Origin of the sequence: Kitasatospora sp. NPDC093679 (genome assembly GCF_040683455.1) — a bacterium.
Taxonomy (GTDB): Bacteria; Actinomycetota; Actinomycetes; order Streptomycetales; family Streptomycetaceae; genus Kitasatospora; species Kitasatospora arboriphila.
Genome location: NZ_JBFBDW010000013.1, coordinates 141,028 through 153,627, shown reverse-complemented (window position 1 = coordinate 153,627; position 12,600 = coordinate 141,028). Strand labels below are relative to the sequence as shown.

At 72.4% G+C, this 12,600-nt stretch carries 12 protein-coding genes; 11 read left to right on the top strand and 1 reads right to left on the bottom strand.

The genetic code is table 11. The features are described from left to right. Window positions 1–85 precede the first annotated feature (85 nt). From AB0O09_RS14380 to AB0O09_RS14330, 11 genes are all read left to right on the top strand, one after another. Window positions 86–550 (top strand): hypothetical protein, encoded by a 465-nt coding sequence (locus tag AB0O09_RS14380; RefSeq protein ID WP_363541942.1) that lies wholly within the window; start codon window positions 86–88, stop codon window positions 548–550. A gap of 124 nt (window positions 551–674) precedes the next feature. Then, window positions 675–2,423: a ParB N-terminal domain-containing protein gene (locus AB0O09_RS14375; RefSeq protein WP_363541941.1), complete on the top strand. Its 1,749-nt coding sequence runs from the start codon at window positions 675–677 to the stop codon at window positions 2,421–2,423. A gap of 447 nt (window positions 2,424–2,870) precedes the next feature. Beyond that, window positions 2,871–3,002, top strand: a complete 132-nt coding sequence (locus tag AB0O09_RS14370) for a hypothetical protein (protein ID WP_363541940.1) — start codon at window positions 2,871–2,873, stop codon at window positions 3,000–3,002. A 66-nt stretch (window positions 3,003–3,068) separates the two neighbouring features. Continuing rightward, window positions 3,069–4,106, top strand: a complete 1,038-nt coding sequence (locus AB0O09_RS14365; protein ID WP_363541939.1) for a hypothetical protein — start codon at window positions 3,069–3,071, stop codon at window positions 4,104–4,106. Window positions 4,107–4,268: 162 nt separating this feature from the next. After that, window positions 4,269–5,300 (top strand): phosphoadenosine phosphosulfate reductase, encoded by a 1,032-nt coding sequence (locus AB0O09_RS14360; protein WP_363541938.1) that lies wholly within the window; start codon window positions 4,269–4,271, stop codon window positions 5,298–5,300. Window positions 5,301–5,448: 148 nt separating this feature from the next. Beyond that, entirely contained in the window at window positions 5,449–6,489 is a 1,041-nt protein-coding gene (locus AB0O09_RS14355) for a hypothetical protein (RefSeq protein WP_363541937.1), read from the top strand. 100 nt (window positions 6,490–6,589) lie between these two features. Then, window positions 6,590–7,405: a hypothetical protein gene (locus AB0O09_RS14350; protein ID WP_363541936.1), complete on the top strand. Its 816-nt coding sequence runs from the start codon at window positions 6,590–6,592 to the stop codon at window positions 7,403–7,405. A 102-nt stretch (window positions 7,406–7,507) separates the two neighbouring features. Further along, the gene (locus AB0O09_RS14345) at window positions 7,508–8,917 is read left to right on the top strand and encodes a hypothetical protein (RefSeq protein WP_363541934.1); all 1,410 of its coding nucleotides are present in this window, start codon (window positions 7,508–7,510) and stop codon (window positions 8,915–8,917) included. A gap of 162 nt (window positions 8,918–9,079) precedes the next feature. Beyond that, a complete protein-coding gene (locus AB0O09_RS14340; RefSeq protein WP_363541933.1) occupies window positions 9,080–10,261 on the top strand; it encodes a winged helix-turn-helix domain-containing protein in 1,182 nt (393 codons plus the stop codon). A gap of 249 nt (window positions 10,262–10,510) precedes the next feature. Beyond that, window positions 10,511–11,413 carry a replication-relaxation family protein gene (locus tag AB0O09_RS14335; RefSeq protein ID WP_363541932.1) on the top strand — a complete coding sequence of 301 codons (903 nt, stop codon included), beginning with the start codon at window positions 10,511–10,513 and terminating at the stop codon, window positions 11,411–11,413. A gap of 55 nt (window positions 11,414–11,468) precedes the next feature. Continuing rightward, window positions 11,469–11,906, top strand: coding sequence for a hypothetical protein (locus AB0O09_RS14330; protein WP_363541931.1), 438 nt, complete (start codon window positions 11,469–11,471; stop codon window positions 11,904–11,906). Between the two features lie 128 nt (window positions 11,907–12,034). On the opposite strand, the gene AB0O09_RS14325 is transcribed toward AB0O09_RS14330, so the two are convergent. Beyond that, window positions 12,035–12,346: a hypothetical protein gene (locus AB0O09_RS14325; RefSeq protein WP_363541930.1), complete on the bottom strand. Its 312-nt coding sequence runs from the start codon at window positions 12,344–12,346 to the stop codon at window positions 12,035–12,037. Window positions 12,347–12,600: the final 254 nt, after the last annotated feature.

Below are 12,600 nucleotides of genomic sequence, written 5' to 3'. Positions count from 1 at the left end.
GGCCGGTTCACCGCCGGGACGCCGGCGGCCCGCCGCGCGCGACCCCGGCATCCGGCCGGCGTCGGCACCCCGAGAAGGAGGAGTCATGCTCTCGCCCGCGCTGCTCACGAAGTTTCTGCGCACCGCCCGCTTCCTGCCCTACCGACGCGACAGGCCCGGCACCTTGCCCGCGCTGTCCGTGGCCGGCGCCCTGGTGTTCACCTACGTCGACGCCGACGGGCATCTGTGTGTCAGCATCGACCTCGACACGGCGCATCCGGCGCTGGTAGAGGGCCCGCGCACGCGCGCCACCGTCCCGCTGCGCATCACCGTGCAGGGCACCACCGTCTTCTACGAGCCGTCCGCCCGCTCGGGCCGCTGCGCATGGGCGGTGCAGGATGCCGGCCTGACCCTCTACGCCGACGACGCGCTCACGGCGCAGCGCGATGCGGCCAGGCGCCGGCGGCCCCTGCTGCGTCGCCGGCCTGGTGCGCGGCGCTGGGAGATGGTCGCCGACCACCGCCCGCAGTCCGGCACCGCCGGCCAGGAGGTACGGTCGCTGCCCGGCTAGTCCGCAGGCCTGGAAGGCGCCACACCACTTGCAATCGTGCGCCATTTCTTGTATTATTCTTCTTGTCGGGGATGGCTTGCCCCGGCAGTCGAACCGCACGTCTCACCCTGGAGAGGGGATCGCCATGGCCGTCACCACGACGAAGGCCGCCGTCCAGCGCACCACGGACGGGCTGCTGCTGCCCAACATCGGCCGCCTGGAGTACGTCCATCCGGACATGCTGGTGGTGGACGAGTACAACGTCCGCGAGGAGGAAGTGGTCCCTAGCCCGGGGCTGATCGCCTCGGTGCGAGAGAAGGGAGTCGAGGACGCCTTGATCGGGCGCCCCCTGCCGGACGGCAAGATCGGCGTCCTCGCCGGACAGCTCCGAATGCTCTCCGCCCAGGCCGTCACGGCCGAGCTGGTCGAGGCGGGACGCAAGCGGGACGTCCGCGCTGTCCCGGTCATGGTCCGTGACGACCTGGCGGATGCCGACAACGACACCATCGCCGAGGCCCTCGCCCTGTCCCTCGCGGAGAACCAGCTCCGCCAGCAGATGACCACGGCCGACGTGGTGAAGGCCACTCAGCAGATCGCCCTCCTGCCGCTGTCGAAGACCAAGAAGCGCCGGATCGCCCGCGCCGCCGGACTCACCGACGCCGACCTGGCCGCCGCCCCGAAGGTCGCCGCCATGGGCAAGGAGGTCCGGGACGAGGCCGTCTCCTACGACTTCGACTTCCAGCAGCTCGCCGACCTCGCCGAGGTGGAGGACGTGCCGGGCGCAGCGGATGCGCTCGCCGAGGCCCGCGAGGAGGACCGCCGCGGGCGCACCAAGGACCACGGCAACTGGAAGCACACGCTCGCCAGCCTTCAGGCGGAGAAGCAGACCATCGCCGAGGCGGCGGTTCTGCGCGCGCGGCTGACCGGCGAGGGCTACACCGAGGTCCCGAATTACTGGTACTACCTCCAGCCCGGCGACAAGCACCGCAAGGTCGCCGAGCTGCGGGACGACCAGGGCGAGCACCTCGACCAGGAGCAGCACAACGCCCAGTGCCCCGGGCGCGCGTTCATCCTGGACGACAGCCGCAGCGAGGTGAAGGTGATCTGGGCCTGCGCCGACTGGCGCGAGCACGGGCACCGCATCCCGGGCAACGGGCCGGCTGCCGAGGGGAAGGCGGCCAAGCAGGGGCCGAGCCCGGCCGAGGTCGGCAAGAAGAACAAGGCCGAGGAGGCCGCCCGCCAGGTCCGCAAGGAGTTCGTCAAGGCGCTGGTCGCGGCCAAGCTGTCGGACGCCGCCGTCACGCTCACCCTGCGGGTCATGACCGACATGCCCTGGTGGTACCACCACGCCGTCGGTGCCGATGCGCGCGACGACCTCGCGTTCCTGCTGAGCGAGGCCGCGCCGAAGGAGTCCGCGTCCTCGCGCAACGTGTTCGCGAAGGTGGTGGCGCGGTTCCGCAAGGCCCGCCGCGAGTTGAACATCCCGTTCGCCCAGGTTGCCGTGGCCTACGAGAAGCAGATGGGCGGCAAGAAGCACTGGTCCCGCCCGGGCCAGGACACCGCCGACTGGCTGCGCTTCCTGGTGGCCGAGGGCTACACCCTCTCCGCGATCGAGAAGGAGATGCTGGCGGCCGTCGAGGAGAAGGAGCGGCAGGAGGCCGAGCGGAAGGCCGAGTGGGAGGCCCGCGAGGCCGAGCGGAAGGCCGCGCGAGAGGCGCAGGTCGACACCGAGGCCGAGGACGCCGAGCCGGGCGGCGACGAGGGGCCCGTTGCCGCCGAGCCGGACGCCCGGCCCGAGGCGGTGAGCGCCGAGGAGGCGCAGGTCGAGAGCGGGGACGCGGTGGTGCAGCCCGAGGACGTGGGCGACCAGGCGGCCGAGTCCTCGGCCGCGTAACCCCTGCGAGCAGTGAGGCCGGGACGGCGATGGCCGTCCCGGCCTCACGCGTTCCGAGCTGGGGGTGGGCCGCTCGCCGACTGCCGGGGTGGGCGGGCGGGGGTCTCGCCTGCAGGACTGCGCCGGCTCGGAAGCACGGGCAGGGCGGCTGGAGGAAACGCAGAGCGGCGCCGTCCTTTCGGATCCCGTACAAGTACGGGAGGGGGCTAACCCGGCGCCGCTCCAATCGAACCTTCACGTCCCGCCGCGGCGAACCGCGGGGAGGAAACCGAAGGATGGCCAGTATAGCCCGTCAGGATCGGCCGGCGGGCGGGCGAACGAGGGATGTGCCCTGGGTGATCGGTGCGGAGCAGGCCTCACCCCTTGAGCCTGTGCACAGTTTCATGTATTCTTTCTCTTGTCGGGATGGCTTCCCGACACTCGAACCGCACGTCAGGAGCCTCATCCGTGAACAACCAGCCCCACAACACCGGGAACGACGACAACGAGCCCGTCATCCGCCGGATCACCCTGCCCTCGCAGCGGACCAGCTCGCCGGACAGCAACCCGCCCGGGTCGCCGTCCGACCGGCACAGCTGACCGCCCGTCACCGCAACCGGCCGGGCAAACACGACCGCCCGGCCCCGCATCCAGCGAGGGAAACTCATGCCCCACCCCATCAAGGCACTGCGCACCGACGAGGAGCGGGCCCGGTGGCTCGCCGACCATCTCACCGAGCACGGCGTCCCGGCCGAGTCCGTCGCCATGGGCGGCCCCTGCCACTCCGCCCAGGTACTGCTCACGGTCGGCCGCGAAGCGCTGCGCCTGCTTCTCGCCTGGGACACCGACCTGCTGCTGTGGCAGCTGGAGGCCCACGACCACACCGTGCTGCTCGACGGCACCTGGTCCATCACTCCCGGGCGCAGCGCCCAGAGTGTCCGGCGGCTCATCACGGCGCTCGACGCCGAGGTCGCCTCGCCCTCCTACGACTTCGGCAAGGCGAGCTGGCCCAGCGACTTCTGGGAGCTGGGCGGGCACTACAGCGCCGGGCAGCTGCTCACCGACGGCCTCACGAGCGCTGGCCTGCACCCCCGGCCGGTCACCGTGGACGGCGTCCCATACGTCGAGGTCGGGACCGGGTACGGCCTGATCCGCGTCACCACCCGGGCCCTCGCCGAGGGCAACCGCTCCGCCCTGCACACGGGCTGGCGGGCCACCCACGTCCTGTTCCCGACCCGTCTGGACGAGGGCCACGAGGTGGTGATCTACGAGGGCGACACGGAGCTGAGCCCGTCGGCCGACACGGCGGCGTGCGTCGCAGCCGTCGGGGCGCTTGCCGCCGTTCACCGGCACAGGCGCGAGAGCACGGTCGGTGCCCGGATCCGCGCGGCCCTGCTGGAGCGCGGCATCCCCAGCGGGGACGCGGCCGAGCGTGAAGCCGTCGATGTGACCCTGCCCGACGGCTCCCAGCTGTGGATCAGCGACGAGGACGGCGCGCTCGACTACCAGCTGCGCAAGTACCACGGCGTCCACGTGTGGCATTACCCGGGCGACCCGGAGGACGGCGAGGGGAATCTCGTCCTGGACCTGCGCCAGGGCGACATCCGGCGCGGCAAGGACGGCTTCGCCGAGGACCTGCCGGTGCTCACCCGGTTCGTCGACGAGGCGGTCCTCGCGGCCTGCGAAGCACTCCAGCACCTGTAACCGCGCCCCCGTGGGCGGTGCCGCCCTGGCACCGCCCACCCGGCGGAACGCCCCGGCCACCCGTCTGCTGGCCGCCGGGCGAGCGCGGCAGGCCGCATCGGCGCGCCGGCCGCACCCCCACATCCACCCGCGGGCCCACGGCCCGCCCTCGAAGGGACAGCCATGCCCAGCGCTGGACACACCACCACCTCGGGCCCCGCGCCCGACCTGACGCAGTACGACATCATCACGGTGAACCTCTCCGGGGGTAAGGACGGGCTGATCGCCCTGCACCTGGTCATGGAGGAGGCCCGCCGGCAGGGCGTGGCCGACCGGGTGTGGACCTTCCACGCCACCCTCGGCCTGCTGGAGTGGCCCTCCGTGCACTTCGACGGCCGCGCCTTCCCGAGCGTCTCCCAGCTCGCGGCGCAGCAGAGCACCGCCTTCGGGGTGGCGGCCGGCCAGCACCTCGAGCGGTCGAAGACGACCAAGGGCCCGGACGGGGTGGAGCGGCCGCAGAGCCTGCTGGCCTACACGGCGGCGTACGGGCGGTTCATGCGGCTTGGGACCAGGTACTGCACGAAGTCGTTCAAGGAGCAGCAGGAGGAGGCCGCGTTCACGCCGGTCATCACGGGGCTGCGCGCCGTGCTGGGGCGGCCGGTGCGGCGGCTGAAGGTGCTCGGGACCCGGGGGGATGAATCGCGGGACCGGGCGGCGCGGCCGGCGTATCGGAACGTGCTGGCCAACAGCGTGCGGCACACCGACGAGTGGCTGCCGGCCAAGGAGTGGACGACCGAGGCGGTCTGGGGCTGGCACCTGGACAGGGGCGAGGAGTGGCACTGGACGTACGACTCGGTTCCGGGGGCGCGGGACCGCCGCGGCACCACGCGGTGCTCGTGCGAGTTCTGCTTTCTGGCCGGCCGGCGCGATCTGATGCTGGGCGTGCTGCGCCGGCCGCGGCTGGCGGAGCTGTTCGCGTTGGTGGAGCGGGTCCGTGGCGACTCGTTCCGGCCGGACCTGCGGATGAGCGATCTGATCGAGCTGGCGAAGCGGCCCGGCGCGCCCGAGCCGGGGGTGGTGATCGAGGACGGCACGGTGGAGTTCCGGCGGCTGCAGGCGGAGGTTCGGCTGGCTCTGCAGGCCCCGCCCCGCAAGGCCGTTGAGCTCGCGGCCCAGCCGCCGCGCCGGCTGCTGCCGGTGGTGGAGTCCCGCTGAGGCCGGGTGCCGGGCCGGTGACCGCCGGCCCGGCACCCGGGGGCTCGGGCCTTCCCCCTCTTGCCATCGTGCGCTATTCCATGTATTCTTTTCTTAGTCGCCCGGTGGCTCCGGACGGCAGTCGAACCCACTCCCGCAGGAGCATGCGATGCCCGCTGAGACCGTTGCGGCCCCCACCCGGGCGCCGAAGGCGCAGGCCGTCCACCCGGCCAACGTGCCGAGGGACACCAGCAACGACCTGCTGGTCCTGAACCTCCAGATCACCGAGCCCTCCGGCGTCCTCGCGCCGCTGACCCTGGCGGTGCCCGCCCCGGACTTCGGCACCGCGCCCTGGCAGCTCGTGCACGTTGCGGCGTACGTGAACGCGGTGCGCGAGCGGGGCGAGAACCCCACGAACAGCACCGCCTACGCCTTCCTCGCCGAGCGGGTGAAGGGCGCGCCGTATCCCTACCGGGGTCTGCACGACGCCCGGGTGACCTGCCAGGTGGACGTGCTGCTCGGGCCGCTCGACGACACCGGCTGGCCGGCGCTGTCGCTGGTGGTCCTGGAGAGCGAGGAGGGCAAGTGGGGCTTCGCCCGCAGGCGGCGCCGGGTCGGCGCCGCCTCGGTGGCCAAGCTGGCCCACCTGGAGATCGCGGCCGAGCACAGCCACCTGTGTGCCGGGGCTGCGAAGGACTCCGCGCTCGCGGACCGGCGTGACCGGGCGCAGGCGCTGATGGCCGAGGCCCGCGGCCTGGAGGAGGCCGCGCGGGTCGCGGTCAACACCGAGGGGGCGCGCAAGGCCCGCGCGGCCGCCATCGGCGCCACCGCGGAGCCGGAGCCGGGCGCGTCCGTCACGGTCCAGCTCGATCCCGACCCCGCGCGGCTGGAGACCCTCACCGGCCGGGTCCTGGAGACCGGGTCGGTGCCCGGCCGCAGCGGCGAGGTCGGGACCCGGTTCTACCTGGCGCCGGACCGCAAGGGCGAGCCCAGCGGCGCCGGACCCGTGATCCCGCAACGGCTGATCTGCAACGTGCGGGGCGAGGGTGCGAAGGCCGCCGCCCAGCTCCCCGTCGGACGCCGCGTCATCGTCGTGGGCCGCCTGGTCCAACAGACCTACGTGCCCAAGGAACAGCCCCTCCCCCGCCAGCTGATGACCTTCGACGTCCACGCGCTGGGCCCGGACCTGCTCAGCGCCTCCCTGACCTGACCGTCCGGCCGCCGACTCGGCGGCACCCGGGCTGCGGGCGGTGGCTCCGCCCGCAGCCGATCGAACCTCACCCCGACCTTCCCCGAAGGAGACCATTGCCATGACCCTCACCACCGCGGCCATCGCGTCCTCGCTGCACCTGGCCCGCGCCGTCGCCGCGCACCTGCCCTCCCGGCCCGGCCGGACCTGGACCGCCCGGCCCGAGGAGCACATCGTCCTCGCCGGCCTGCCCGCCGTGCCGACGGCGTCCGTCAGCGACGGCCACCGCGAGCTCCTCGTGGCCGCCGGCGTCGGCCGGGCCGTCCTCGCCACCATGCCGCGCCGCGGCCGGGGCGCCGAGGTCCTCGCCCGGTCCGGCCGCGCGGCCCAGCCCGAGTTCCTCGCCAACGACGCGGTGCGCCAGCTCCTCCCCCGCCTCGACGACCAGGCCGCCGAGCGCCTCTCCCCGGCCGAGAGGCAGGCGGCCGCCGAGGCCCTGACCCGGGACCTGCGCGCCGTTCCGCCCGGGCGCATCGTCGCCCAGGGAACGAGCCACCTGGCCCTCCAGATCGCCGAGACCGTCGTGATGACCGGCGTGGACCCCGCGTCCCTGCGCGCCGGACTGGTCACGAACCAGATGCGGCTGCCGTTCGTCGAGCGCGTCCTGCGGCTCGCCCTGGCATCCCCCGGTGCGACCACGCACCGCCCGCTCGGCGACGACATCCGCGCTCGCGCCGCCCGCCGGCTCGCCTCCGCCTTCCCCGGCGCCACCGCCTCGCACCCGGGCCGCACGAGCGTCCTGCTCTGGGAGAACGGCCCGGTCCGCTGCGAGGTGCGAGCCGACGAGACCGGGAGCGGGAGCGACGCCGCCGCGGTCGAGCTCGCCCTGTTCGGCGGCGTCGACCTCATCCTCGCCGCCCTGGACCGCCTGCGCTGACCCGGCCGCCAGGTGCCCGGAGCGCCACCGCCGGCCTGCCCGCCGAGCCCGACCCCCATCGCCACGACCGTCCATGCCGGTCCGCACCTGGAGCCTGTCCTGATGAGCCGCCAGCTCGCCCTGCTCGACCCCGCGTCCGCCTTCCCCGCCCCCGAGCCCTGCGACCAGACGGTGCTGTGCTGGGGCCTAGGAGCCGACTCGACCGCCATCCTGCTGCGCCTGCTGGACGACCCGGTGGCGCACGGGCTGCGCCCGGACCTGTCCGACCTGACCGTGATCACCGCCGTCACCGGCATGGAGTGGCCCGACAGCATCGACCTCGCCGAGCGGCACGTCCTGCCGCTGCTGCGCGCCCGCCGGGTGCGGTACGTACAGATCGCCCGCGGCGGCGCGTCGATCGCCCGGGACGGCATCGAGATCCTCTCCGACACCCGCACCCCCACGGTGATCCACACGAGCGGGGACTGGAGCCTGCTGAAGGACCTCCAGCTCTCCGGCACCGTGCCGATGTACGGCGGCCCGCGCCTGTGCTCGGTACGGGCGAAGGGCGAACCGCTCGACTACTGGTTCGAAGAGCACCTGGTAGGCGAGTACCGGCACATCATCGGCTTCGAGGCCGGCGAACACGGCCGCGCCCGCGGCGACCAAGCCTTCGCCAAGGTGGGCCGCCGCCCCTGGTACCCGCTGATCAACTGGGGCTGGGACCGGCCGAAGCTCCTCGCCTACCTGCAGGAACGCCTCGGTGTCGCGTACCCCAAGAGCTACTGCTGGGCGTGCCCATACCCGGTGTCGGCCGGCTCCCTGCCCGACCACATGGCCCGGGCCAAGCGCTTCCCCGACCAGATCGCACAGGCCGCGAAGCTCGAGTACGTCGCCCAAGCCCTCAACCCGCTGTTCACCCTCTACGCCGGATCCTCGCTACGCCAGGAGCTGCACAAGGCCGGCAACACCGAGGCGCTCGACCTGCTCGCCGCCCGGCTCGACTCCGAGCCCTGGAGCGTCTACGAGGTCCGCCGCGTCCTGGCCCGCGGCCGCTCGCAGTGGTGCAAGGACTGGCACGGCCCGCGCTGCGCAGCATGCCTGGCCGCCGCCAAGACGCCGGTCCGGTGCAAGGCCTGCCGGGCGCTGCCGCGCCAGTCCTGCACAAAGCGCGAGGAGCGGTGCCTGGACCACCAGCGCAAGGGACAGGCCTGGCGGGCGGTGCGTCGCATCGGGGTCCTGCCCCGCCGCCAGGCCTTCGCCGCGCTGCAGCGCTTCGCCGACCGGCCGGGGCGCAGCCTGCAGCACACCGCGAGCGCGGTGGAGGAGTACGCCTTCGGCTTCGACCGGGTGGTGACCCTTGAACGCGGGGAGGGCTACCCGTCGGTGGAGCAGCAGTTCGTCACGGCGCCGGCCGCCGTACCGTCGAAGGCCCGCAGCGGCTTCGAGACCGTGTGGGTCGAGGCCCTCGCCCAACTTCCGGCCGCCGCAGGGCGCGATGGCGGGGCGTCAGCCGCCCTGTTCACGATGTAGCGCCCCCGACCGGGCCGGCTGCCGGGGCGGTGCAGTCCGCCCCGGCAGCCGACTTGCCGGACCCGGACGCACCAACCAACTAGCCACAGTGCGCAAAGTAGTGTATTAATTCTCTTGTAGCTGAGAAGCGGCCGACCGCCGCACCACCCGAAGGAGCATCCCATGATCCGCGCCGGCAGGAACGCCCTCGACCGCGACGCCATCGCCCAGAAGGCCGGCCTCAGCGTCGGCACCATCCGCAACAAGAAGCTGCTCGCCGACCTCACCCCGGTCAGCCGCCCCGACGCCCGCAAGGAGCTGTTCGACGCCGAGCAGGCCCAGGTCGTCATCGACAACTACCTGGCCGGCAAGCGCGGCAAGCGCAGCGAGCCGGCCCCCGCGCCGAAGCGGATCCCCAGCCTGCCCGACTACGACGACTTCAACGAGGACGAGCTCCGCGGCCACCTCCGCGCGTTCCTCGACGCCGAGCAGGAGATCGGCTTCGAGCACGGCTTCACGGCAGACGACCTCGAGTCCATGAACGAGGAGCAGCTGCGCGCGACCCTGGACGGCCTGGACCTGCTGGACCTGGAGGAGGCCCGGCTCTCGATCCCCGAGGACCGCCGGCCGACCCAGAACACCATGGAGGCGTACTACTACGGCTCCAAGTCCACCGGCCTGCCGGACGCCGACCGCACCATCGGCGGCATCGACCACTGGTACCGCTCCACCATGCGCCGCTGGAACGAGCAGGAGCGCCGGCGCCGCGGCGGCCCGACCCTGGTCTCCCGCCAGGTGGTGGGCGCGCCGGCGCTCGAGTCCGGCGAGGACTTCCGGCTTTCGGAGGAACTGCGCGAGCAGGCCGTCCAGCTGGTCAGGGACAACGAGACCGCCTCCCCGGAGTCCCTGGTGAAGACCATCACCGCCAAGCTCGGCCTGTCCGAGTCCGCGGCGTGGCGATGCGTCCACTCCGTCCGCTTCGCCACCCAGCGCAGCGAGGACGTCCGCGCGCTGCGCCTGGCCGCGGCCTGGCAGGCCCTCGCGGAGAACCCCGAGATCACCGGCGTGGAGTTCGCCCGACAGATGGGAATCGGCATCACCGCCGGCAACCGCTACCTCAACGACGCCAGCAAGCTCACCACCCCGCCCCAGATGCCGGCGGCCCCGGCAGCCCCGGAGGACACCGCGATCGCAACGCCGGCCGAGCCCGCTGCGGACGAGCGGCTCGAGCAGGTCACCCGGCTCATCACGGACAACCCCCAGATCAGCACCGCCGAGCTCGCCAAGACCCTCGGCGTCTCCGCTCCCACCGCCCGCAAGTACCGCAAGAAGGCGGAGGAGGCCCTCGGCGGCAGCGCGAACTAGCAGCCGCCAGCCCGGGCCACTCCTTGATGCACGAATATCCGCAGGTCACAGCCGCGAGAGGGGGATACCTTGACGCTCACCCGCCACCACCTTGACGGAGCATCAAGGAATCCGCCCACTCAGCCGGGGAACCTTGACGGACACCGTTACCAAGCCGTTGTTCGGGACCAGCTCCGGCATCAAGGGATCCATCAAGGAGCGCGGGGTTCAGTACGGCGACCACCCACCTCGCGCCCTCGGAAGGTCCCCGTGCCGACAGCCACCCGCCCCGCCCCCGTCGGACAGTTCGACTACCTCGCCCTGTCCTCCCTGTTCCAGCACCGCTGCGCCACCTCCGAGCAGCTGCGCCTGCTCGCCGCCCCCCAGGCGGGCATCAGCTTCACCCTCCGCAAGCTGCGAGGCCTACAGCAGCAGGGCCTGGTCGCCCACACGAACCTCGAGCGCCGGGCCCGACTCTGGTTCCTCACCGACGCCGGCCGCTCGGTCGCGGCCAGGATGCCCGAGATGAACGGACGGGACAGCCCACCGCAGAACCTCGGCGACGTCCAGGCCAGGATCCTCCTCCCCCACACCCAGGCGGTCCTGCGCTCCCACCTCGCCTTCCTCGCCGACGCACGCCGACGCGGCGACGAGTACGGACCACTGGACTGGGCCCCCGAAGTCCACCACCAGCTCTCCGAACGCCGACGGGACGCCCTGCGGGCCGACGCCCTGATGCACTACACCCTGCACACCCCGGCCGGACGGGTCCACCTGCGCGCCTTCGTCGAGCTCGACCGCTGCACGACCACCAGCGAGCAGCTCACCTCCAAGCTCACCGCATACGCCCGCTTCCACGAGCACACCCCGATCCCGCACCGGCTCCGCGGAACGGCCGAGGCCCAGGGCGCCCTGCCGGTCTGGCAGGACTTCTACCCCGTCTTCCCCCGCCTGCTGTTCATCCTCGCCGACGCCTCCGCCCTCACCATGAGCAACCGCATCGCCGACCTCCAGCTCGCCGCCGGCGAAGGCAGCCGCGTCGTCAACCTGCTCCGCCGCGTCCCGGCCGGCGCCGCCACCCTCGACGACATCGAAAGCCACGGACCGTCCGCCCCCGTGTGGAAGTCCCTCGCCCAGCCCGATCGGCCCGCCTGCAGCTGGGCCGACCTCTGATCCATCAGGTCGTGCAGATCCTCAACCGCCCGCCTCCCCCAGGAAGGACCATCCCGTGCCCACCGCCCTGCAGATCGAGCCCAACGGGCAGATGGAAGCCATCGACCTCCCCGACGACCCCGCCCTCCGCACCCGCGCCATCACCACCCGGCTCAGCAACAGCGCGGACCGGGCCGTCTACCACCCGCAAGCGGTGATGTGGGTCCACGGCAACGGTGCTCGAAGCCTCCCGCCGAACCTGACCGCCACCGCGCTCGCCAGCGTCTGGCGGGGCCTGGACATCGGCTCCAGCTACTTCCTGCACGGCCGCGTCCTCATCACCGCGGCCGACGAGGAGGCCGATCTGCGCGACGACCTCGCGGTGCAGGCCCAAGCCGTTGCCGACGCCATCACCAACTGCGGCCGGTCCTGGCGCACGGCACCGCCCGCTTCGAACGAGGCCGCCTGGGCCGAGATCCTTGGACGCGTCTTCACCCTCAGGATCGGCCCGTAGTAGGCCGGCTGATCTCGGCATCCGCACGCTGAAGGGCCCGACCGCTACCAGGTGGGGCCCTTCACTGTTGCTGCAGGAACGGATCGGCAGAGCATTGGTGCCGTCGGCAGCTCGGTTGCGGTGCTCGCTCAGCCAGCCGACCAGCTCGGACGGCTGTGGATCTCCGTCATTGCTGTCACTGTGTCGCTCGCATCTCGCCGGATGTCGAAATACTCCGAGTCGATGAGCCGGTAGCTGGTCAGCTGCTTGGCCGCAATGGTCGTCTTCTTCAGTGCGTCGCCCTGGCCAAGCTCGATCACCTGGACCGCGGCGGCGTCGGCGAGTACGTATCGCTTCGATGCCGATGCCGGGGTAAATACGAGGTGCTGCTCGGTCAGTCCGTTGTCGCTGCAGGTCACTAGGGTCAGATTCACCCACAGCGCTCCGCCCTCGCTGCCCACCGAGTTCAGCCTGGCCTTCTCGGGAAGATCAGAGCTGTTGGGGCACGGCTTGCCCGTTGCAGCCGCGGATGACGATGCGGCTGGGGCCGACGCAGAAGGCGGAGCGCCGACCGCATTGGTGCCCTCATGGCTGGTTGAACACCCGGCTGTGAGCCCTGCCAGTCCTACTGCCAGTGCGCAGAGCACTCCTGAGGTACGACGGTTCCTCATGATCCCCTCCCCGAAAGATCTCCAGTCTGCCGCAACGAGCAAGG